This window comes from Micromonospora sp. NPDC051924 (genome assembly GCF_055586005.1).
This window is the reverse complement of sequence record NZ_JBVJJA010000015.1, coordinates 18,511-39,381: the sequence shown is the minus strand read 5'-3', so window position 1 is coordinate 39,381 and position 20,871 is coordinate 18,511. Positions and strand designations below refer to the sequence as shown.

General features: G+C 76.3%; 20 protein-coding genes. 10 read left to right on the top strand and 10 right to left on the bottom strand.

The features are described 5' to 3' along the window. Positions 1-76: 76 nt before the first annotated feature. The 5 genes from ACZ6S5_RS14385 to ACZ6S5_RS14365 all read right to left on the bottom strand — a co-directional run bounded on the left by ACZ6S5_RS14385 (position 77) and on the right by ACZ6S5_RS14365 (position 3,983). Entirely contained in the window at positions 77-469 is a 393-nt protein-coding gene (locus ACZ6S5_RS14385; RefSeq protein WP_466000578.1) for a DUF3040 domain-containing protein, read from the bottom strand. 115 nt (positions 470-584) lie between these two features. Next, positions 585-1,844 (bottom strand): DNA polymerase IV, encoded by a 1,260-nt coding sequence (locus ACZ6S5_RS14380; protein ID WP_466000577.1) that lies wholly within the window; start codon positions 1,842-1,844, stop codon positions 585-587. 38 nt (positions 1,845-1,882) lie between these two features. Further along, entirely contained in the window at positions 1,883-3,046 is a 1,164-nt protein-coding gene (locus ACZ6S5_RS14375; protein ID WP_466000576.1) for an alkaline phosphatase family protein, read from the bottom strand. Beyond that, a complete protein-coding gene (locus ACZ6S5_RS14370) occupies positions 3,043-3,792 on the bottom strand; it encodes a methyltransferase domain-containing protein (protein WP_466000575.1) in 750 nt (249 codons plus the stop codon). The genes ACZ6S5_RS14375 and ACZ6S5_RS14370 overlap by 4 nt, the downstream gene beginning before the upstream one ends. A gap of 14 nt (positions 3,793-3,806) precedes the next feature. Next, on the bottom strand, positions 3,807-3,983 hold the full coding sequence (locus ACZ6S5_RS14365; protein ID WP_466000574.1) for a hypothetical protein: 177 nt from the start codon (positions 3,981-3,983) through the stop codon (positions 3,807-3,809). A 178-nt stretch (positions 3,984-4,161) separates the two neighbouring features. On the opposite strand from ACZ6S5_RS14365, the gene ACZ6S5_RS14360 reads away from it, so the two are divergent. After that, positions 4,162-4,881 carry a sulfite exporter TauE/SafE family protein gene (locus tag ACZ6S5_RS14360; protein WP_466000573.1) on the top strand — a complete coding sequence of 240 codons (720 nt, stop codon included), beginning with the start codon at positions 4,162-4,164 and terminating at the stop codon, positions 4,879-4,881. A gap of 30 nt (positions 4,882-4,911) precedes the next feature. Here the strand turns inward: ACZ6S5_RS14360 and ACZ6S5_RS14355 are convergent, their stop codons facing one another. The 4 genes from ACZ6S5_RS14355 to ACZ6S5_RS14340 form a co-directional block, all read right to left on the bottom strand. Continuing rightward, the gene (locus ACZ6S5_RS14355; protein ID WP_466000572.1) at positions 4,912-8,277 is read right to left on the bottom strand and encodes an error-prone DNA polymerase; all 3,366 of its coding nucleotides are present in this window, start codon (positions 8,275-8,277) and stop codon (positions 4,912-4,914) included. A gap of 315 nt (positions 8,278-8,592) precedes the next feature. Further along, positions 8,593-10,308: a DNA polymerase Y family protein gene (locus ACZ6S5_RS14350; RefSeq protein ID WP_466000571.1), complete on the bottom strand. Its 1,716-nt coding sequence runs from the start codon at positions 10,306-10,308 to the stop codon at positions 8,593-8,595. Further along, entirely contained in the window at positions 10,305-11,078 is a 774-nt protein-coding gene (locus ACZ6S5_RS14345; protein WP_466000570.1) for a hypothetical protein, read from the bottom strand. Before ACZ6S5_RS14345 ends, ACZ6S5_RS14350 begins: the two co-directional genes overlap by 4 nt. A 151-nt stretch (positions 11,079-11,229) precedes the next feature. After that, positions 11,230-11,733: an SAV_6107 family HEPN domain-containing protein gene (locus tag ACZ6S5_RS14340; protein WP_466000569.1), complete on the bottom strand. Its 504-nt coding sequence runs from the start codon at positions 11,731-11,733 to the stop codon at positions 11,230-11,232. A gap of 549 nt (positions 11,734-12,282) precedes the next feature. Between ACZ6S5_RS14340 and ACZ6S5_RS14335 the strand changes: the two genes are divergently transcribed. Genes ACZ6S5_RS14335 through ACZ6S5_RS14325 form a run of 3 tightly spaced genes read left to right on the top strand, consistent with a single transcriptional unit; the run spans position 12,283 to position 15,019 of the window. Then, entirely contained in the window at positions 12,283-13,680 is a 1,398-nt protein-coding gene (locus ACZ6S5_RS14335; protein ID WP_466000568.1) for a ferredoxin reductase family protein, read from the top strand. A 20-nt stretch (positions 13,681-13,700) separates the two neighbouring features. Further along, positions 13,701-14,198, top strand: a complete 498-nt coding sequence (locus ACZ6S5_RS14330; protein WP_466000567.1) for an FMN-binding protein — start codon at positions 13,701-13,703, stop codon at positions 14,196-14,198. Between the two features lie 8 nt (positions 14,199-14,206). Beyond that, positions 14,207-15,019 carry an FAD:protein FMN transferase gene (locus tag ACZ6S5_RS14325; RefSeq protein ID WP_466000566.1) on the top strand — a complete coding sequence of 271 codons (813 nt, stop codon included), beginning with the start codon at positions 14,207-14,209 and terminating at the stop codon, positions 15,017-15,019. Here ACZ6S5_RS14325 and ACZ6S5_RS14320 read toward each other — a convergent pair. Next, positions 15,001-16,191 (bottom strand): FAD-dependent monooxygenase, encoded by a 1,191-nt coding sequence (locus tag ACZ6S5_RS14320; protein WP_466000565.1) that lies wholly within the window; start codon positions 16,189-16,191, stop codon positions 15,001-15,003. The two genes, ACZ6S5_RS14325 and ACZ6S5_RS14320, sit on opposite strands and share 19 nt — an antisense overlap. Positions 16,192-16,274: 83 nt before the next feature. On the opposite strand from ACZ6S5_RS14320, the gene ACZ6S5_RS14315 reads away from it, so the two are divergent. The 6 genes from ACZ6S5_RS14315 (at position 16,275) to ACZ6S5_RS14290 (ending at position 20,862) form a co-directional block, all read left to right on the top strand. Continuing rightward, positions 16,275-17,003 (top strand): TetR/AcrR family transcriptional regulator, encoded by a 729-nt coding sequence (locus tag ACZ6S5_RS14315; RefSeq protein WP_466000564.1) that lies wholly within the window; start codon positions 16,275-16,277, stop codon positions 17,001-17,003. Positions 17,004-17,080: 77 nt separating this feature from the next. Next, positions 17,081-17,569 carry a YbaK/EbsC family protein gene (locus tag ACZ6S5_RS14310; protein ID WP_466000563.1) on the top strand — a complete coding sequence of 163 codons (489 nt, stop codon included), beginning with the start codon at positions 17,081-17,083 and terminating at the stop codon, positions 17,567-17,569. A gap of 26 nt (positions 17,570-17,595) precedes the next feature. Further along, positions 17,596-18,330: a monooxygenase gene (locus ACZ6S5_RS14305; protein ID WP_466000673.1), complete on the top strand. Its 735-nt coding sequence runs from the start codon at positions 17,596-17,598 to the stop codon at positions 18,328-18,330. Continuing rightward, the gene (locus ACZ6S5_RS14300) at positions 18,327-18,893 is read left to right on the top strand and encodes a GNAT family N-acetyltransferase (protein WP_466000562.1); all 567 of its coding nucleotides are present in this window, start codon (positions 18,327-18,329) and stop codon (positions 18,891-18,893) included. Before ACZ6S5_RS14305 ends, ACZ6S5_RS14300 begins: the two co-directional genes overlap by 4 nt. After that, positions 18,893-19,741, top strand: coding sequence for a carotenoid biosynthesis protein (locus ACZ6S5_RS14295; RefSeq protein WP_466000672.1), 849 nt, complete (start codon positions 18,893-18,895; stop codon positions 19,739-19,741). The genes ACZ6S5_RS14300 and ACZ6S5_RS14295 overlap by 1 nt, the downstream gene beginning before the upstream one ends. Continuing rightward, positions 19,738-20,862: a glycosyltransferase family 2 protein gene (locus ACZ6S5_RS14290; protein WP_466000561.1), complete on the top strand. Its 1,125-nt coding sequence runs from the start codon at positions 19,738-19,740 to the stop codon at positions 20,860-20,862. Before ACZ6S5_RS14295 ends, ACZ6S5_RS14290 begins: the two co-directional genes overlap by 4 nt. Positions 20,863-20,871 lie beyond the last annotated feature (9 nt).

Here is a 20,871-nt window from a genome sequence, read left to right as displayed (position 1 = left end):
CAGTGCTGCTGGACCGCGGGTGCGCAGGGGCGACCGGCGTGCGCGCGGGCCGGTCGCCGTCAGGGGCAGGACGTGGTCAGCGGTGCCCCTCCGGGCGCTGCCGCCAGCGGTCCTCCATGCGGTCGAGGAAGGAACCCCGCCGGCCGGTCCGGCCGCGGGTCCGACGGCTGGTCGTGCCCCCCACCACGTGCAGGTCGGGCGACTGCGAGCGGCGGTGCGACTGCACCGCGTAGCCCAGTGAGGCCAGCATGACGACGAAGCCCGCCACGGCCACCGGGGTCATCTTGATCACGGCACCGTAGACCAGCAGGGCCAGACCAACGATGACCACGCCGGCAGCGACGAGCACGCGACGCCGCGCGTGGAAACGCGGGTCGCTGGCGCGCACGGCCGAGGCGAACTTGGGGTCCTCGGCAAGCGACCGCTCGATCTGCTCGAACAGCCGCTGCTCGTGCTCCGAGAGCGGCACGGCACTCCTCCCCGGTCAGGTGGGTCGGCCCGGGCGGGCCGACAGACCGTGGCAGCCAACCGGCTGCTTGCCGTCAAGTCTACGAGTGCCCTCGCGCGTCGGAAAGCGGGACGACCTACGGCCGGGTCGGTTTTTCGACTCGCCGCGGATCACGCCTGCCGAGAAGACTGGCCGGACCTATGACGGACCGCCCGAATCGGGCGGCCGCCGCGTCCGCCGCGGCCTCCGCCTCCCGCCAGCCGCGCTCCGGCTCGCCCAGGGCGAGCTGGCGCGGCGTCTCCTGCGCGCCGGCCAGCCCCTCCATTCGTACGCCGACCAGGCGGACCGGCTCACCGGGGGCCAGGGCGGACCACAGCGCCCAGGACGTGTCGAACACCTCCCGGGCGGTGTCGGTGGGCACGGTGAGGGTGCGCGACCGGCTGACGGTGCGGAAGTCGGCCAGCCGGACCTTGAGCGACACGGTCCGCCCGACCTGCCCGGCCGCGCGCAGCCGGGCGCCGACCTTCTCGGCGAGGGCCAGCAGGGCCCGGCGGATCTCCGCCGGGTCGGTCACGTCGACGTCGAAGGTCACCTCCGCGCCGATCGACTTCTCCACCTGCTCCGGGGAGACCCGGCGCGGATCCCGCCCCCAGGCCAGCTCGTGCAGGTGGGTCGCGGCGGCCTCGCCGACCGCCCGGCGGAGCAGGCCGATCGGCGCCTCGGCCAGCGCGCCCACGGTCTGCAGGCCGAGCCGGCGCAGCGCCTCGGCGGAGCGCTCCCCCACCCCCCAGAGCGCGTCGACCGGCAGCGGGTGCAGGAACTCGAGCACCCGGGCGGCGGGCACCACCAGCAGGCCGTCCGGCTTGGCCCGGGTCGAGCCGAGCTTGGCCACGAACTTGCTCGGCGCCACCCCGACCGAGCAGGTCAGCTGCTGTTCCTCGGCGACCCGGCGACGGATCAGCCGGGCGATCCGCGCGGGCCGGCCGAACAGCTTGCGGGCGCCGGTCACGTCGAGGAACGCCTCGTCCAGGGAGAGCGGCTCGACCAGCGGGGTGACGTCCCGGAAGATTTGCATGAGGGCCCGGGACGCCGGCGAGTACTGGCTGAAGTCGGGCGGCAGGTAGACCGCGTGCGGGCAGAGCGCCCGGGCCCGCGCGGTGGGCATGGCGCTGCGGACGCCGTAGCGGCGGGCCTCGTAGCTGGCCGAGCTGACCACCCCGCGCGGCCCGATCCCACCCACCACGACCGGCTTGCCGCGCAGCTCGGGGCGGCGGCGCACCTCGACGGAGGCGAAGAAGGCGTCCATGTCGACGTGCAGGATCGGGCAGTCGGTGTCGTCGGCGTCCGGCCCGAAGCGCGGATCACCGCCCCGGGGCAACGACTGGCTGCGGCCCATCCCCGCAGGCTAGCGGCCGGGTCCGACAACCCGGCCGGTCAGCCCCGCACCACCAGCAGCGGGATGGTCATCTCGGCGGCGGTGTCGGCGCCGTGGTACGCCACCAGCCGCGACACCATCGGCTTCTCCGACCGGGTGGCCACCACGGCGTACGTGCCCCGGCAGATCACCACCACGTCGCCGATCCGGCTCAGGTGCTCCTCGGGCACCGGCCCGAACCAGCCGGTGGCCACCGCCTCGTCCCGGCTGATCACCCGGGCCGCGTCGCCGAGGACCGCCGACCAGGCGGCCACCACGTCGGCCGTGGCGCCGGGCTCCACGTGCAGATAGCGGACCCGCGGCTCACCGGCGACCACCTGGACGCCGGCCCGCAGCCGCGGATCGGTGTCCAGGTCGATCCGGTGCCCGTCAGGCACGTTGAGCTGGCCGTGGTCGGCGGTGACCAGCAGCGCGGCGTCCGGGGGCAGCCCGTCAACCAGCCGGGCGAGCAGCCGGTCGACGTCGGCGGCGGCGAGCCGCCAGGGAAGGGAGTCGACGCCGCTGAGGTGCCCCCGCTGGTCCAGGTCGGGGTGGTAGCCGGAGACCAGCGCCGGCCCGGCGCCGGCCGCGAGCGCGGTGAGCATCCGCGCGGCGAGGGTGTCGACGTCCGACGCGCCCCGGTAGTCGCCGCCCCGGTTGGCGGCGAGGGTGAGGCCGCTGCCGGCGTACTCGGGGCGGCTCACCACGGTCACCGCGACCCCGGCGGCGCGGGCCCGCTCGTACCAGGTGGGGACGGGCTGCCAGCGCAGCGGCTCCGGGTCCCCGGCCCACTCGATGTGGCTGAGCACCCGGTCGGTCCCGGGAACCCGGACCGTGAAGCCGAGCACCCCGTGCGCGCCGGAGGCGGTACCGGTGCCGAGGCTGACCAGGCTGGTCGGGGTGGTCGACGGGAAGCCGGCGGTGAGCGGGACGCCGGCCGCGGCGGTCAGGCCGGCCAGCGTCGGGGCGTACGGCGCGGCGGTGGGGATCTGGTACCAGCCGAGACCGTCGACCAGCAGCACGGCGATCCGGCGCACCCCGGCCAGCCGGGGGGCCAGGCCGAGCAGGTCGGCGGCCCCGGGCACGCCGAGCAGCGCGCAAGCGCTGGGCAGCACGTCGGCGAGGCTGCCGCCGGCGTAGCGGGGCGCGACCGGGTCGAACGGACCCACCACCGGGCCGGTCATGCCGGGCGGCGGGCGAACAGGTGCAGCTGGGCGGCGAGGTCCCGGTACGGCGGCCGGGCGGCCAGGGCCCGTTCCAGCTCGACGAGGGCGGCCGGCTGGCCGTCGGCCACGGCGGCGGGCAGCAGGTCGGCCAGGACGCGTACCCCGTGGATCTCCTCGACGGCGAGCCCGGCGGCGGTGAGCAGCTCGGTGGCGGTCTCGGCGTCGTACCGCCGGCGCAGCGTGTCGCGGGGGCCGGCGCTGCCGTCCCGGTCGGCGGCCAGCGCGGCGGCGACGTCGAGGTGGCCGCTCATCGCCCGGGCGAGCACCGCGGCTGCCCGGCCCGCGACCAGGACGCTGGCGCCGCCGCCGGGGCGCAGCGCGGCGGCCAGCGCGGCCACCACCGGGGCCGGGTCGTCGACCACCTCCAGCACCGAGTGGCAGAGGACCAGGTCGACGGTGGCCGGCTCGATCAGCCCGGCGAGCGCGTCGCCGTCGCCCTGGACAGCGCGTACCCGGTCGGCGACCCCGGCCTCGGCGGCCCGGCGGGTCAACGCGGCGAGCGCGTCGGGACTGGCGTCGACCACCGTGACCCGGTGGCCGGCCTCGGCGAGCGGGACGGCGAAGCCGCCGGTCCCGCCGCCGACGTCGAGCACGGTGAGCTGCGCGCCGGTCCGCCGGTCCAGCTCGGCCCGGAGCACCGCCCAGATCACGGCGGTACGGGGGGTCAGGGTTCGGGTCTGCTCCACCCCGCCGAGCCTAGTCACCCACGCCCGTAGGGTCAGGACTCGCCGCCTCCGGCGGGGTCCTCCTCGGCGTGGGAGCGGCGGGGGTTGGCGACCGGCCCGTCCGTCACCGGATATTCGTGCACCTCGGTGTCGTGCGCCGGGACCCAGTCCGCACCGAGTCGGGTCCGTCGGGCGTTCGCGACGCCACGGTGGGTGTTGCTCCCCGTCATCGTTTCCACCTTTCCTGCGTGGGCCGCTCTGCCCACGCCGGCGGACCGTATCTCCGGCCCACCGACCGGTGAAACGGTGATGTGGCCGACGCCATGCCCGCTGCCGGCCCGATGTGGCGAACATCTCCGCCCGGTGGCCCTGTTGCCGGACCGTCGTCGACCGGCTCAGGCTGACCGGGTGGTCGTCCTGCTCACCGTCTTCGGCATCGTGCTGCTCGGCACCGTCGCGCAGGCGGTCAGCGGCTTCGGGTACGCGCTGGTGACCGTCCCGCTGCTGGCCGCCACGCTGGACCCGCGCAGCGCCGTGGTGGTCTCCGCGCTGACCAGCATCGGGTCGACCCTGATCGCCGCGGTACGCGAGCGCGCCTTCGCCCGCTGGCGGGTGGCGCTGGCACTGGTCGGGACCGCCCTGCTCGGGCTGCCGATCGGCCTGCTGGTGCTCGCCCGCGCCCCGGAGCGGCTGCTCAGCGCGGTGATCGCGGGGGTGGTGCTCGGCTGCGTCGCGCTGGTCTGGTCGGGCGCCCGGATCCGCACCGGCCCGGTCGGGCTCGGGGTGATCGGCGTGCTGGTGGGCGCGCTCACCGCCGCCACCGGCACCAACGGGCCGCCGCTGGTCGCCGCCTTCCACTCGCTCGGCTACGACCCGCGCACCTTCCGGGCCACCATCGCGGCCACCTTCGCCGGCACCGGCCTGATGGGGCTGGCCGGGTTCGCCGCCACCGGCCAGTTGCACGCCGACGTGGTCCGCACGGCCCTGGTCGCGCTGCCCGCCGTGCCGCTGGGCTGGTGGCTGGGCAACCGGCTGTTCCACCGGCTCGACCCGGTGCTGTTCCGGCGGGTCGTGCTGGTCGGGCTGCTCGGCAGCGCCGGCGTGGCGCTGGTCGGCCTGGCCGGGTGACGCCCGCCGGCCGGGGTTGGCCGCGACGCGTCAGCGGAAGTCGCGGGACGCCGGGGTGACCGGCGGGTCGATCGCGTCCAGCCGGTCGGCGACCAGGTTGGTGACCCCCTCGTGCCGCTGCAACCGCCCCCGCACCACCAGGGCCGCGCTGGTCCGGGCCACCCGCCGGTAGCGCTGCCACAGCCCCGGCGAGCAGGTGACGTTGAGCATCCCGGTCTCGTCCTCCAGGTTGAGGAAGGTGACCCCGCCCGCGGTCGCCGGCCGCTGCCGGTGGGTGACGATCCCGCCGACCCGGATCCGCTGCCCGGGCTCCACCCGGCCGAGCCGGGCGATCGGCACCGCGCCCAGGGCGTCCAGCCGGTCGCGGATGAACCGGGCCGGGTGGCTCTCCGGGGACAGGCCGGTGGCCCAGACGTCGGCCACCAGGCGGTCCACCGCCTCCATCCCGGGCAGGGTGGGCGGGGCCGTGCCGGTCACCGTGCCGGGCAGCCGGCCCGGCCGGTCCTGGGCCGCCGCGCCGGCGGCCCAGAGGGCCTGCCGCCGGGTCAGCCCGAAGCAGGCGAAGGCGTCCGCGGTGGCCAGCGCCTCCAGCTGCGCGGCGGTCAGGCCGACCCGGCGGGCCAGGTCCGGCATGTCCCGGTACGGCCCGTGGGCCGTCCGCTCCGCCTCGATCCGCTCGGCCACGTCGTCGCCGAGGGTGCGTACGCCGCCCAGGCCGAGCCGGACCGCCGGGCCGCCCAGCCCCCAGGCGTGCGGCGGCTCGCCGGGCTGGCTGCCCCACCGGGTCTCCGGGGTGGACTCCAGCACCGCCTTGGCGCCGCTGGCGTTGATGTCCGGGCGGCGTACCTCGACGCCGTGCCGGCGGGCGTCGTCGACCAGGGTCTGCGGCGAGTAGAAGCCCATCGGCTGGGCGTTCAGCAGGGCGGCCAGGAACGGGGCCGGGTGGTAGCGCTTGAGCCAGGAACTGGCGTACACCAGGTAGGCGAAGCTCATCGCGTGGCTCTCCGGGAAGCCGTAGCTGGCGAAGGCGGTGAGCTTGCGGTAGACGTCGTCGGCCAGTTCGCCGGTGATGCCCCGCTCGGCCATCCCGGCGTAGAGCCGGTCGGCGATCTGCGCCATCCGCTCCACCGAGCGCTTCGCCCCCATCGCCCGGCGCAGCTGGTCGGCCCCGGCCGCGTCGAAGCCGGCCAGGTCGATGGCGAGCTGCATTAGCTGCTCCTGGAACAGCGGCACGCCGAGGGTCTTCTCCAGCGCGTTGCGCATCAGCGGGTGCGCGAAGGTCACCGGCTCCTGGCCGTTCTTGCGCCGGATGTACGGGTGTACCGAGCCGCCCTGGATCGGGCCGGGGCGGATCAGCGCCACCTCCACCACCAGGTCGTAGAACTCCCGGGGCTTGAGCCGGGGCAGGGTGGCCATCTGGGCGCGGCTCTCCACCTGGAACACCCCGACCGAGTCGGCCCGGCAGAGCATGTCGTAGACCTCGGGGTCGTCCAGGGTCATGTCGCCCAGGTCGAGGCTCATCCCGATCATGTCGTAGCCGTAGTGCAGGGCCGACAGCATGCCGAGGCCGAGCAGGTCGAACTTGACCAGGCCGACGGCGGCGCAGTCGTCCTTGTCCCACTGGAGCACGCTGCGGCCGGGCATCCGCCCCCACTCCACCGGGCAGACCTCGATCACCGGCCGGTCGCAGATCACCATGCCGCCGGAGTGGATGCCCAGGTGCCGGGGGAACGTCTGCAACTCGTTCGCGTACGCGACGACCTGCTCGGGGATGTCCTCGACGTCGACCGCGGCGACCGAGCCCCAGCGGTCGATCTGCTTGCTCCAGGCGTCCTGCTGCCCGGGCGAGAAGCCGAACGCCTTGGCCACGTCCCGCACCGCCGACCGCGGCCGGTACGAGATGACGTTGGCGACCTGGGCGGTGTGCTCCCGGCCGTACCGGGCGTAGACGTGCTGGATCACCTCCTCCCGGCGGTCGGACTCGATGTCCACGTCGATGTCGGGCGGGCCGTCGCGCTCCGGGGCGAGGAAGCGCTCGAAGAGCAGTCGGTGCCGGACCGCGTCCACATTGGTGATCCGCAGCGCGTAGCAGACCGCCGAGTTGGCCGCCGAGCCCCGGCCCTGGCAGTAGATGTCCTGCTCCCGGCAGAACGTGACGATGTCGTAGACCACCAGGAAGTAGCCGGGGAAGCCGAGCTCGTCGATCATCCGCAGCTCGTGCTCCAGCTGCGCGTACGCCTCGGGATGCGCCTCGGGCGGCCCGTAGCGTTCGTGGGCGCCGGCCAGCGTCAGGTGGCGTAGCCAGCTCATCTCGGTGTGCCCGGGCGGCACCGGGTACGCCGGCAGCTGCGGCGCGACCAGTTGCAGGTCGAAGGCGAGCTCCGCGCCGAACTCGGCGGCCCGGGCCACCGCCCCCGGGTACGCGGCGAACCGCGCCGCCATCTCCGCGCCGCTGCGCAGGTGGGCGGTGGCGGCGGCGGGCAGCCAGCCGTCGATCTCGTCCAGGCTGCGCCGGGCCCGGACCGCGGCCAGGGTGGTGGCCAGCCGCCGCCGCCCCGGGGTGGCGTAGTGCACGTTGTTCGTGGCCACGGTGGGCAGCCCGGCGGCGGCGGCCAGCTCGGCCAGGGCGTCGTTGCGGTCCGCGTCGGCCGGGTGCCCGTGGTCGGTCAGCTCCACCGCCACCGTCTCGGCGCCGAAGAGCGCGGTGAGCCGGTCCAGCTCCCGGGCGGCCGCGTCGATCCCCTCGGTGAGCAGGGCGGCGGGCACATGCCCCTTGCGGCAGCCGGTGAGCACCAGCACGTGGTCGCGCAGCTCGGCGGCGACCTCCTCCAGCTCCCCGTAGACCGGGCGGCCCTTCTCGCCGCCGCGCAGCTGGGCCCGGGAGATGGTGGCGGCGAGCCGGGCGTACCCCTCGTGGCCGTGGGCGAGCACCAGCAGGTGCCGGCCGAGCGGGTCGGGCTCGCCGTTCTGCGGGCCGGGCAGCCCGAGGGAGAGCTCCGCGCCGAAGACGGTGGGCAGGTGCAGCGCGCGGGCCGCCTCGGCGAAGCGCACCACCCCGTAGAAGCCGTCGTGGTCGGTGACGGCGAGCGCGGTGAGCCCCAGCCGGGCGGCCTCCTCGGCCAGCTCCTCCGGGTGGCTGGCGCCGTCGAGGAAGCTGAAGTTGGAGTGCGCGTGCAGCTCCGCGTAGGGCACCGAGCCGTCCGGCCGGGGCAGCTCGGGGGCCTCGTACTGCTGCCGCTTGCGGCTCCACGCCGGGGAGTCCCCGCCGTCGGCGTCGACCGCGAGGGGATCCACCACGTGCAGGTGCCGCTCGCCCTTCGCCCGCCCCTTGCCGGCCCGCCCGGAGAGCACCTGTTCCAACTCCGACCAGGGCATCTTCGGGTTGTGGAAGCTCACCGCCCCACCTCGCGCCCAGGGCGTGCCGAGATCCTGGAAGATTCCGGCCCTTGGCAGGGCCCGAATTTTCCGAGGTCTTTCGCGCCGGTCGTGCGGACCGGACGGCAGATGACTGGCGGTCGCCTACGAACTTGATGACGTGGATGAATCACGGTGCCGGCGGTGCCGGCCCCGGGGGTGCGAGTGGCGATCCGGCGCGGCGATCCGTTTGTGTCATCAAGTTCGTAGCGTCCGGCGGGTCGTGCGTACCGCGGCCGGCGCACCGGGCCACGGCGCAGCCCGGCCGGCGTCCGCCCGGGCATGGTCGTGCGCCGCTCAGTCATAGATCGCCTCCACCAGCCACTGGCCGCCCTCGACCGCGAGCAGCAGGGCGGCGCCGTCGGCCAGGCAGACCTGGAACCGGGCCCGGCGGCGCGCCTCGGCCGGCGCCCACCAGCGCTCGTCCACCGGCCACGGGCCGACCCAGCCGACGATCTCGGCCGGTCGGCCGGTGCCGACGACCAGCCGCGCGGGCGCGGCGCTCACCGCCAGCCGGGCGCTGACCACGACCGGCTCCCCGGCGGCGTCGTGCACGGTGGCGAGGAGCGGGGTGGGCAGCACCACGGCCGGCGCCGGCGGCGGCAGCCGCCCCGGCCACGGCGGGACAGCCGCCCCACCGGACCGCGCCGCCCCGCCCGCCGCCGGTGATCCACTCGCTGTGCGGCGAGTCGGGCTGTCCGGGGCGGGGGATGCCACGGTTTGCGCCCATCCTGAGTTGATCAAGGGCTGGCTGTCGGGCCCGGCCGGCAGGGGCGGTGGGCCGGGGCGGGCGGGCTGGCGTTCGTCGCCCCACGGGACCAGGCGTACCTGGTCGGCCGGGGAGCGCCCGCCGCCGAGCACGGCGGTGACCACCGCCTCGGGGCCGAGGATGCCCTGCACCCGGCTCAACGCGCGGTGCGCCCGCTCCCGCTCCTCGCCGGTCTCGCCCCACAGCCCGGGTTGCAGGCCGGCCTGGGCGAGCACCCCGTCCGGCACCAGCCGCAGCCGGATGATCCCGGCGGTGGGACGGGTCGGGCGCGCGCCACCCCGGCCGTTGCTGCCGGAGAGCCAGCCGTCCAACTGCCAGCGGACCCGGTCGGCGATGGCCGCGGCGGTGAGCAGGCCGTCGTGCCGCCAGACCCGGTGCAGTTCCTGACCGTGCGCGGTGACCGCCTCGATACCGAGCCGGGTGCAGGCCAGCCCGTACCCGGCGAGCCGCTCGTGCAGCTGCTCGGCCAGCATCCGGGCCGCGAACGCCGCCGCGTCGACCCGGTCCAGCGGCTCGTCGTAGTCGGCGGTGACGGCCAGGTCGGCCGGCGGCTGCCGGACCGCGAGCGGCCGGTGGTCCCGGCCCCCCGCCAGGCGGTGGGCCAGCGTCCCGTCGAACCCGAACCGGGCCAGCACGTCGCCGGCGGGCAGGGCGGCGAAGTCGCCGAGGGTGCGGACCCCCAACCGGCGCAGCAGGTCGGCCAGGGCCGGCCGGCCGAGCGCCTCGACGGGCAGCGCGGCCAGGAAGCCGGGACTCCCGCCGGGCGGCACGATCCGCCCCTCCCGGGCGGCCAGCCCGGCGGCGAAGACCCCGTCGGCGATGCCGACCTGGCTCTCCACCGCGCAGCTCTGGGCGACGTGCTCGACGATCCGCTCGGCCGCCGCCTCCTCGCCGCCGAGGTAACGGCTCGGTCCCCGGGCGGCCAGTGCGCAGGCCCCGGGCCGGAGCACCTCCACCCCGGCGGCCACCTCCTCGACGGCGGCCACCACCGGCTCGAACGCCCGGGCGTCCCGGCCGGGATCGTGGTCGACGACGATGAGCTGCGGGCAGCGCCCCTGCGCCTCGCGGCGGCGCAGCCCGCGGCGGACGCCCTCGGCACGGGCGCGCTCGGAGCAGGCGACCACCCGGTTGGCGTGCAGCACCACGACCGGCTCGGTGGCCGGCACCCCGTCGACGATCTCGGCGGCGAGGACCGGCCAGTCCGGGCACCACAGCAGCAGGGTCCGCACCGGCGAACCGGTCATGCCGGCCCGACCACGGTGAGGGAGCGGGGAGCCGCCCCGGCGGGCGCCACCACCCGGAACCGCCGGGGCGGAGTGGCCTGCGCGGTGACGGCGACCCCGGCCGCCCGGGGGATGACCCGGGTCAGCTCGTCGCCGGGCAGCCAGACCTTGATCTCCTTGGGGCGGGCGGCGGCGCCCCGCCCGCGCGCCGAGACGGTCACCTCCCGGCGGCGCAGCCGGCCCCGACCCGCCCCGAGCCCCTCCCAGACCCCGCGGACCACCTGGAGCGTGACGTCCGCGCCGTCCCACCGGCCGTACGGGACGAGCACGCTGCCGCGCTGCCGGGCCCGGGCGGCCAGCCGGTTGGCGACGGAGGCGGAGACCGTGGCCGGCACGGCGGTGACCACCACGTCCACCCCGTCGATGAGCGCGGCGACGACGGTGGGCCACTCGGGGCCGGGGTTCGGCACCAGGGCGAGCCGGTCCAGGGCGATCCCGGCCTCGGCCGCCGCGCCCGCCCCGAAGGTGGGCACCCCGACCACGGCGCACCACGAGCCGGCCCGGGACGCCTCGGCGAGCAGGGCGAGGATCAGCGAGGTCCCGCCACTGCGCCGGGGCTGCCCGACGCCGACCGCGATGGTGCTGCCGCGCCGCAGCCCACGGTGGGGCAGCAGCCCGGTCAACTCGCGTCGGACGGGCAGCACCCGGTGGCCGCCCGCCGGGTCCGGCGCGCTCGCCGGGCGCACCAGCTCGGCCAGTGCGGCGGAACCGACCACCATGCGGCCCGCCATCGGACCTACCCCCCGTCGTGTCGCGCGGGGTCGTCCCCCGTCAGGTGCTGGGTGTGCTGAGTGCTGGATCAGGACAGTGCGCCGGGTGACGCCAAGCGGCGTCCGGCCACCACCCGGGGTCCCGCCGGTGGTGGCGGCCGGACGCCACGACTCAGGCGGCGGCTGCTCCGGGTCGCGGCGTGGCGTCGGACACGCCGAGCCGGAGGGGCCGGTGCAGGCCGTCGAGCGTCGGCTGGTGGGCCAGGCCGAGCGCGGTCTCCACCACGGTCACGAACTGTTCGGCGGCACGGAGCAGGTCGTCGGCCTCCCGGGCGGTGACCACCCGGGGGATGCCGGCCTCGGCGGCGGCCCGCTTGCCGGCCCCGGCGGCGAAGTAGCCGGCCCACTCGTCGAGCTCGGGGGCGACGGCGGCGAGCAGCACCCAGACGCTGGTGATCCGGTTGCGCCGGGTGGGTGCGGGGCGGGCGCGGGCGGCGAGCAGGGCGGCGGCGGCGCGCAGCGCGGCGAGGTGGGCGGCGGCGTACCGGAGGCCGTCGGGACGGGTCCGGGTGGCCTCGACCAGCCCGTGGCGGGCCACCACGAGCAGTTGGGCGGGGGTGCGGTGCGGCAGCACGTGCGCGGGCACCGTCGGCGCCTGGGCCGGACTGGTCGGCATGGTCTCTCCTCCGCGTGGGCCGGGGCGGGCGGGCCGCGCGACGGATCGGATCCGCCAGTGGGAACGCCCGGAGCGGGCGGTGCGGAGGAAGACGCACCGGGTGGGGGCCGGCCGGGTGTGGACGCTTCCCCACACCACACCCGGCCGGCGTACCGGCGGGTTCGTCGCCCGCCGCCCGGGGGTCGTGGGCGGCGGGCGACGATCCTGCCTGACGGGCCCGGACTCGCGACTGTCCGGAGCCCGGTGCGGTCCGCGAAACCGCACCTCCCGGGAGCCGGCGCCGCGAAACACCTCTCCCGGGCGTTGGAACGAGCGTACGACTGAATCGAACACTCGTTCTAACTACCCCGACAGTACACCTCCCCACCGACGAAAATGCAACGTGTGACGCGCCGACGGCGCCGATCGCCCCCGGGCCGGCGCGCCGCCGCGGACACACCGAAGGGGGTTCGGATTCTCAGCCGGGGCACAGCATCCGCAAAGGGGGCACAGAACTCCCCACCCCAAGGTTGAGGTCATGAACGTCAGCCGTACCGAAAAGAACCTGCGGTGACCGCCGCCGTGGCCGACCGACGGGCCGTGCGCCGCGGCCTGCCGGCGGTCCCCGCCTGGTGGGCGGACGTCGCCGGCAGCCTCGCGGTGCTCAGCCTGCTGGTCGTCACCGCCCTCTGGACCGCCGACCGTGGGGTGCAGGAGCTGCTGGGCGGGGTGGCCACCGGGCTCACCTCGCTCGGTCGGCTCGCCGGCCTGGTCAGCGCCGACCTGATGCTCATCCAGGTGGTGCTGATGGCCCGGGTGCCGCTGATCGAGCGGAGCTTCGGCCAGGACCGGATCGCCCGCTGGCACCGGCTCGCCGGTTTCACCTCCTTCAACCTCCTCCTCGCCCACGTGGTGCTGACCGTCCTCGGCTACGCCGGCACCGCCCGGCAGGGCGTGCTGGCCGAGACCTGGGACCTGGTCGTCACGTACCCGGGGATGCTGCTGGCCACCGCGGCGCTGGCGCTGCTGGTGCTGGTGGTGGTGACCTCGGTGCGCGCCGCGCGCCGCCGGCTGCGCTACGAGTCCTGGCACCTGCTGCACCTGTACGCGTACCTGGGCATCGCGCTGGCGCTGCCGCACCAGCTCTGGACCGGCGCCGACTTCCTCGCCTCGCCGCTGGCCCGCGCCTACTGGTGGACCGTCTACCTGCTGGCGCTGGCCAGCGTGCTGGTCTACCGGCTGGGGCTGCCCGCCTGGCGGTCGCTGCGGCACCGGATCGAGGTGGCCGCGGTGGTCCCCGAGGCGCCGGGGGTCACCTCGGTCTGGCTGCGCGGGCGCGACCTGCACCGGCTGCCCGCCCGGGCCGGGCAGTTCCTGCTCTGGCGGTTCCTGGACGGCCCCGGCTGGTCCCGGGCGCACCCGTACTCGCTGTCCGCGCCGCCGAACGGGGACCTGATGCGGATCACGGTCAAGGACCTCGGCGACGACAGCTCCCGGGTGACCACCCTGCGCCCCGGCACGAAGGTGCTGGTCGAGGGGCCGTACGGGCGGCTGACCGGGGAGCACTGGCGGGGCGGTGGGATCACCATGCTGGCCTGCGGGGTCGGGATCACCCCGCTGCTGGCGCTGCTCTGGGAACTGCCCTACGCCCCCGGCGAGGCGGTGCTGCTCTACCGCGCGCGTACCTCCGACGACCTGGCCTTCCGGGCGGAGCTGGACCGGCTCGCCGCGGAGCGCGGGCTGGTCGTGCACTACCTGGTCGGCCCCCGGGCGGCGCGCCCGAACTGGCTGCCGGCGTACGCCGAGGGGATGTCCGACGCGCAGGCCCTGCGCCGGCTCTCCCCCGGCATCGCCGCCCACGACGTCTTCCTCTGCGGACCGGACGGCTGGGTCGACGCCGCCCGCGCCGCGACCCGCGCGGCGGGCGTCCCGGACGCGCACACCCACCACGAACGCTTCGCCTGGTGACAGGCGCGAAAGGAGGATCCGTGCGACGGATCACCATCTGGCTGCTCTCCACGGTGGCCGCGCTGGTGCTGCTGTTCAGCTACAAGACCAGCACCATGGGCGCGGGCGGGGAGACCAGCGCGATCGCCTCGGGTTCGGACGGCTCGGCCGGCAGCGGCAGCTCCTGGACCGGCACGGACGACGGATCGGGCTCGTCGAGCGGCGACACGTCGAGCGGTGGCAGCGGCACGTCGAGCGGCAGCGGCACGGCCACCGGGTCGGTGGCACAGACCCGGTGGGGGCCGGTGCAGGTGAAGATCAGCGTCTCCAACGGGAAGATCACCGACGTCACCACGGTGCAGGTGCCCGACAACAACCACCGGGACCAGGAGATCAACGACTACGCGGTGCCGATCCTGCGGCAGGAGGCCCTGGCCGCGCAGAGCGCCCGGATCGACACCGTCTCCGGCGCCACCGTGACCAGCGACGGCTACCGGGAATCGCTGCAGTCCGCGATCGACGCGGCGCACCTGAAGTGAGGGACGCGATGAACCTGACCGTGGAACTCGACCGCCGGGCCTGGGTGGTGCAGGTGATGGGGCTGCCGGTCAGCGTGCACCTGCGCGGGCCCGAGGTGCGCGCCGACGCGGTGGCGGAGCGGGTGGAGCGGGTCTTCACCGAGCTGCGCGGGATGGACGCGGTGTTCAGCACGTACCGGCCGGACAGCGTGCTGGGCCGCCTCGGCGGCGCGCTGCCCGACCCGGCCACCGCCGACCCGCTGGTGCGCGAGGTGGTGGCGCGCTGCGAGGAGGCCCGCCTGCGGACCGGCGGGTGGTTCGACGCGCGGCGCCTGCCGCTGCCCGGCGGCGGCACCGGCTTCGACCCGTCCGGCCTGGTCAAGGGGTGGGCGGTGGAGCGGGCCGCGCGGCACCTGGCCGACCTGCCCGGGCACGACCTCTGCCTCAACGCGGGCGGGGACGTGCTGCTGCGGACCGCGCCGGGCCGGCCGGCCTGGCGGGTCGGGATCGAGGACCCGGACCGCCCCGAACGCATGCTCGACGTCGTCGAGCGGGCGCACGGCGCCGTCGCCACCTCGGGCACCGCGCGGCGCGGCGCGCACATCACCGACCCGCGCGCCGGCCGGCCGGCCGAGGCCGTCCGGTCGGTCACCGTGGTCGGTCCCGAGCTGCTCTGGGCCGACGTGTACGCGACCGCGGCCGTCGCCCGGGGCGCGGACGCGCTGGACTGGCTGGCCACCCTGGACGGGTACGCCGCCCTGCTGGTGGACGCCGCGGGGCGGGTCCGGGCCACCCCGAACTGGCCCGGTTCCCGGCCGGCGACTCAGACCCGCGCCGCGTAGTCGGGCAGGTCGGCCTCGGTGGCCAGCGCGCCGGTGCTGCGGATCAGCATCGACTGCACCGGGCGGGCGGCCAGCAGCCGGTCCCGCAGCCACAGCCCCCAGCCGCTGGCCGGGGCGAGGAAGTGGCCGGGGTTGGCGCCGCGCTGCCAACGGGCCGCGTACCCGCGCATCCGCCGCTCGTACGCGGGTAGCGCGGCCCGGTGGTCGCCGTCGGCCAGGGCCAGCTCGCCGGCGAGCACGTACGCCCCGACGAGGCCGGTGCCGACCCCCATCCCGCCCAGGGTGACGCCCCACGCCGCATCGCCGAGCAGCACGCTGCGGCCGGTGTGCCAGCGGGGCACCGCCACCTTGGCGATGGCGTCGAAGTACAGCTCCGGCGCGGCGCGCAGCCCGGCCAGCAGCCGCGGCACGTGCCAGCCCAGGCCGGTGAAGGCGTCGGCGATCAGTGCCTTCTGCCACTCGACGTCGAGCCGGTCGTGGTCCTGCCCGGCCCCGGCGAAGACCACGAAGGCGGTGGCCCGGTCCGGCTCGCGCGGGTCGGCGGAGACGCTGGCCATCCGGCCGGGCACGTTGTACTGCCGGGGGACGACGTCCGCCCCGAGGTCGTTGGGCAGGTCCCAGCCGGCCAGGTGGTAGCCGAGGTGGGTCAGGTACGCCGACTCCGGGCCGAAGGCGAGCCGGCGCACCCCGGAGTGCATGCCGTCCGCGCCGACCACCAGGTCGACGGTGCGGTCGCCGCCCCGGGCGAGCTCGGCCCGCACCCCGTCGGCGGTCTCGGTGAGCGCGACGATCCGGTCGCCGAACCGGTACTCCACCCGGTCGGCGCCGCGCTCGTACAGGATCCGGGACAGGTCGCGCCGGCGGACCTCCAGCTCGCCCCCGGCGAACTCGGCCGGCAGCCGGAAGATCTCCCGGCCGTGCTCGTCCACCCGGCTCATCGCGCCGGCGTGGGTCTGCACCGCACGCAACTCGTCGAGCACCCCCATGGCGGCGAGCACGCCGAGGTGGGTCGGGCCCCGGAAGTCGACCGCGAAGCCGCTGGTCCGCAACGCGGGGGCGGCCTCGACGACGGTGACCTCGGCCCCGTACCGGGCCAGCCACCAGGCCATCGCCGGGCCGGCCACCCCGGCGCCGGAGACGAGCACGCGGAAGCCGCGCAGTGAAGAGGACATGTCCACCCCCGGAAACGAAACTGTGTCTCTTGGATACAGATTACTGTAGACACGGCTGTGGTCCACGAACAAGAGGGGTGCGTGTGGAGACCGGTGGCGTCGACAAGCGGCGGTTGTACGAGCTGCTGTGGGGCACCCCCAGCGGGCCCCGGCGCGGACCCCGCCCCACCCTCACCCTGGACGCGATCGCCCGGGCCGGCGTCGCGATCGCCGACGCCGAGGGGCTCGACAGGCTGATCATGCAGCGGGTCGCCGAGTCGCTCGACGTCACCAAGATGGCGCTCTACCGGTACGTGCCCGGCAAGACCGAGCTGGTCGCCCTGATGCTGGAGGCGGCGATCGGCGAGCCGCCCCCGCCCCCGGCCGACGCCGACTGGCGCGGCCAGCTCGACGACTGGGCCCGGCAGCTGTTCGACCGGTTCCGCCGCCACCCGTGGGCGCACGCCGCGACCATCATGCCGCGGGTGCCCGGCCCGAACGAGCTGGCCTGGCTGGAGCGGGTCGTCGCGGCCCTCGCCGGCACCGGGCTCACCGCCGGCGAGCAGCTGGACGTCGCGGTACTCCTGGTCGGCCACGCCCGCAACCTGGCCCAGCACTCGGCCGCCGGCACAGCCCCGGAGCAGGGCCGGGAGGCCGCGTTCACGGTGCTGGTACGCGGCCGGGAGGAGCGGTTCCCCGCCCTGGACGCCGCGCTGCGCGCGATCCCCACCGAGGCCCCCGGCGACCAGGCCCTCGATTTCGGCCTGGCCCGCATCCTCGACGGCATCCAGGCCCTTATCACCACCCGCGCCGCCGGCCGCCCAGCTCGCTGATCATGAAGTTGGCCGCCGCCGACCTCGGCGGGTGGGGCGGGGGTGCCGGACCGGACGCGGCGGGGAGAATGACCGGCATGCAGTCACACCCGAACGTGCAGGCGGTGCAGCAGGCGCTCGACGACGCGGGCGCGCGGGACGGTTCCGGCGGGGTCAGCCAGGTCCGCCTGCTGCCCGAGGCGGTGCACACCGCCGCGGCGGCGGCCGAGGCGCTCGGCGTCAAGGTCGGCGCCATCGCCAACTCGCTCATCTTCGACGCCGACGACGCGCCACTGCTGGTGCTCACCTCCGGCGCGCACCGGGTGGACACCGCCGGGCTGGCCGCGACCCTCGGCGTCACCCGGCTGCGCCGGGCGACCCCGGAGTTCGTCAAGCGGCACACCGGACAGGTGATCGGCGGCGTCGCCCCGGTCGGCCACCCCGGGCCGCTGCGCACCCTGGTGGACACCGCCCTGGCGGAGTACGACGAGGTGTGGGCGGCCGGCGGCGTGCCGCAGGCGGTCTTCCCCACCACGTACGCGGAGCTGCTGCGGATCACCGCCGGCACGCCGGCCGAGGTGGCGTGAGCGAGCGAACCGCTCAGCTCAGCGGCATGAGCACCGTTCCCGGCCTGGTCACGCTGCACGTGTGGCGGATCCCCCGGACGGCGGCGCCCGGGGCGCTGCGGCGGATGGCGACCCACCCGTGGCGGCTGCGCCGCCTGCCCGGCGTCCGGTTCGCCAAGCTGCTCGGCACCGGGACCGGCACCGGCTTCGGCCCGGGCGACGCCGACCCGACCCGCTGGGCCGCCCTGGTGGTCTGGGACTCCCCCGCCGCCGCGGCCGGCTTCGACGCCTCGCCGGTCGGGCGCTCCTGGGCCCGGATCGCGCGCGCCGCCGCCCGGGTGGAGCTGCGCCCGCTGACCAGCCGGGGCGAGTGGTCCGGCCGGCGGCCGTTCGGCGAGCCGTCCGGCGGCCCGGTCGACGGGCCCGTGCTGGCGCTGACCCGGGCCCGGCTGCGGGCCCGCCGGGCGGCCACCTTCTGGCGGGCGATCCCCCCCGTCGCCGCCGCCCTGCACGCCGCGCCCGGGCTGCTCGCCCGGTTCGGCGTCGGCGAGGCCCCGCTGGGCTGGCAGGGCACGGTGAGTGTGTGGCGCGCCCCGGCGGACCTGGTCGCGTTCGCGTACCGTCACCCGGAGCACCGCGCCGCGATCACGCGGACCCCCACCGAGGGGTGGTACGCGGAGGAGCTGTTCGCCCGGTTCGCGGTGCGTGCCGTGGTCGGCGACCGTGCGGTGCTGGGCTGGGCGGCCGAGGTCGACCCGGAAACGGCGAGAGGACACGGATGAGGTTGGTGCGCTGGACCCCGGACGATCTGGTCCGGCGGCTGGACGACGTGGTGGCCGTCTACGGCGAGGCGATGGGCTACCGCACCGACCTGCTGGAGGCGCGGCGCGGCTACATCGCCACCCACGTCCGCCGGCCCGGCTTCCGCGCCGTCGCCAGCCTCACCAGCGAGGGGCACCTGGTCGGCTTCGGGTACGGCTACCTCGGCGCCGCCGGCCAGTGGTGGCACGACCAGGTGCACCGGGCGCTGGACGCCGAGTCCCGGCAGCGCTGGCTGACCCACTGCTTCGAGGTGGTCGAGCTGCACGTCCGGCCGCCCGCGCAGGGGCACGGCCTCGGCGCCGGCCAGCTGCGCGCCCTGCTCACCATGGCGGAAGGCACCACCACCCTGCTCTCCACCCCCGAGGCGGACGAGCAGAAGTCCCGCGCCTGGCGGCTGTACCGCCGGTTCGGCTTCGTCGACGTCCTGCGCCACTTCCACTTCCCCGGCGACGAACGGCCGTTCGGGGTGCTCGGCCGGGACCTGCCGCTGCCCCCGCCGGCCCCCGGCCCGGCCACCCCGTGATCCGGCGCCGGCTGCCCTGGGCGCTGCTGGCCGTCCTGGTCCTCGCCCAGATCTGCTACCCGCTCACCGCCGGCGCCCCCCGGGCCGGGCTGACCGTGGCCACGGTACTGCTCGGCTACCTGCTCTCCGTGGGGCACGCCCTGCTCAGCCGGGGGCCGCGCGCCGCGCTCGCGCTGATCGCGGTGGCCACCGGCGGCGGCTTCGCGGTCGAGGCGCTCGGGGTGGCCACCGGCGTCCCGTTCGGCAGCTACGACTACTCCGGCGAGCTGGGGCCGAAGCTGGCCGGAGTGCCGCTGATCATCCCCCTGGCCTGGACCTGGATGGCCTGGCCGGCCTGGCTCGCCGCGGTCCGGCTCACCCGACCCGCCGCAGGCCGGGCGGCACCCGGACGGGTTCGCCGCCTCGGCCGGATCGCCCTCGCGGCGGTCGGGCTGGCCGCCTGGGACCTCTTCCTCGACCCGCAGATGGTGGCCGAGGGCTACTGGGTCTGGCGGGATGCCACTCCGGCGCTGCCCGGCCTGTCCGGCGTCCCGGCCAGCAATTACCTCGGCTGGCTGCTCTTCGCGGTGCTGCTGATGACCGCGCTGCGCCCGCTCGCCGGGCCGGCCGCGGACCGCGTCGACGGGCGGGACGAGCCGATGTTCGCGCTCTACCTGTGGACGTACGCCTCCAGCGTGCTGGCACACGCGGTCTTCCTCCGGCTGCCCGCCTCGGCGGCCTGGGGCGCGGCCGGCATGGCGGTGACCGCCGTGCCGCTGGCCGTGACGCTGCTGCGCGCCCGGCGCGCCGGCACCCCGCTCCGGGCGGTGGAGCCGGCGACCCGCCCCGGCGTTGACGCGCCGGCATGAGCGCCACCCTCGCCCTGGCCGTCGCGGTCGCAGCGCTCACCGCGCACACCCTGGTCAACGCCACCCGCTGGCTGCGCCGCCCCGCCGCCGGCCCGGTCGAGGTGACCGAGGCGGTGGCGGTGCTGCTGCCGCTGCGCGACGAGGCCGCCCGGGTGACCCCCTGCCTGCGCGCGCTGCTCGCCCAGCGGGGCGTACCAGACCTGCGGATCGTGGTGCTCGACGACGGCTCGACCGACGGCACCGCCGCCGTGGTGCGTACGGTGGCCGGCGACGACCGGCGGCTCACCCTGCTCACCGGGGTGGCCCCGCCGCCCGGCTGGCTCGGCAAGCCACACGCCTGCTGGCAGCTGGCCACCCGGACCGACCCGGCGCCGACCGTGCTCGCCTTCGTCGACGCCGACGTGGTGCTCGACCCGTACGCCGTGGCGGCCGCGGTGACCGAGCTGCGCGCGGCGGACGCGGCGCTGCTGTCGCCGTACCCCCGGATCGTGGTGCGGACGGTGGCCGACCGGCTGGTGCAGCCGCTGCTGCAGTGGCTGTGGCTGACCTTCCTGCCGCTGCGCGCGATGGAACGCTCGCCGCGGCCGTCCCTCGCGGCGGCGGGCGGCCAGTTCCTGGTCGTCGACCGGGCCGGCTACCTGCGGGCCGGCGGGCACGCGGCGGTGGCCGACAAGGTTCTGGAGGACATCGAGCTGGCCCGGGCGGTCAAGCGCTCCGGTGGCCGGATCGCCCTCGCCGACGGCTCCCGGCTGGCCACCTGCCGGATGTACGAGACCTGGCCACAGCTGCGTGACGGCTACAGCAAGTCGCTCTGGGCGTCGTTCGGCCACCCGGTCGCCGCCGCCCTGGTGATCGCCCTGCTGCTCCTGCTCTACACCGCTCCCCCGCTGATCGCCGTGGTGCTCGCCCCGACGGCGCCACTGGTGTCAATGGTTGCGCTCGTCGCATACCTGCTCGGGGTCGCCGGGCGGGTGGTCACCGCGCGGGCCACCGGCGGGCGCGGCTGGCCCGACGCGCTGGCACACCCCGTATCCATCGCGGTCCTCGGATGGTTGACCCTGCGGTCGTACCATCTGCGGAAGCGACGCCGGCTCACCTGGCGGGGTCGCCCGGTCAGCTAGGAGGGGCAC

Bases quoted from the DNA above. Each gene is read 5' to 3' on its own strand.
- ACZ6S5_RS14380 (WP_466000577.1), bottom strand. From the start codon at position 1,844: ATGGGCCGCAGCCAGTCGTTGCCCCGGGGCGGTGATCCGCGCTTCGGG.
- ACZ6S5_RS14375 (WP_466000576.1), bottom strand. From the start codon at position 3,046: ATGACCGGCCCGGTGGTGGGTCCGTTCGACCCGGTCGCGCCCCGCTAC.
- ACZ6S5_RS14365 (WP_466000574.1), bottom strand. From the start codon at position 3,983: ATGACGGGGAGCAACACCCACCGTGGCGTCGCGAACGCCCGACGGACC.
- ACZ6S5_RS14350 (WP_466000571.1), bottom strand. From the start codon at position 10,308: ATGACCGGTTCGCCGGTGCGGACCCTGCTGCTGTGGTGCCCGGACTGG.
- ACZ6S5_RS14345 (WP_466000570.1), bottom strand. From the start codon at position 11,078: ATGGCGGGCCGCATGGTGGTCGGTTCCGCCGCACTGGCCGAGCTGGTG.
- ACZ6S5_RS14340 (WP_466000569.1), bottom strand. From the start codon at position 11,733: ATGCCGACCAGTCCGGCCCAGGCGCCGACGGTGCCCGCGCACGTGCTG.
- ACZ6S5_RS14325 (WP_466000566.1), top strand. From the start codon at position 14,207: ATGAACCTGACCGTGGAACTCGACCGCCGGGCCTGGGTGGTGCAGGTG.
- ACZ6S5_RS14320 (WP_466000565.1), bottom strand. From the start codon at position 16,191: ATGTCCTCTTCACTGCGCGGCTTCCGCGTGCTCGTCTCCGGCGCCGGG.
- ACZ6S5_RS14310 (WP_466000563.1), top strand. From the start codon at position 17,081: ATGCAGTCACACCCGAACGTGCAGGCGGTGCAGCAGGCGCTCGACGAC.
- ACZ6S5_RS14305 (WP_466000673.1), top strand. From the start codon at position 17,596: ATGAGCACCGTTCCCGGCCTGGTCACGCTGCACGTGTGGCGGATCCCC.
- ACZ6S5_RS14300 (WP_466000562.1), top strand. From the start codon at position 18,327: ATGAGGTTGGTGCGCTGGACCCCGGACGATCTGGTCCGGCGGCTGGAC.
- ACZ6S5_RS14290 (WP_466000561.1), top strand. From the start codon at position 19,738: ATGAGCGCCACCCTCGCCCTGGCCGTCGCGGTCGCAGCGCTCACCGCG.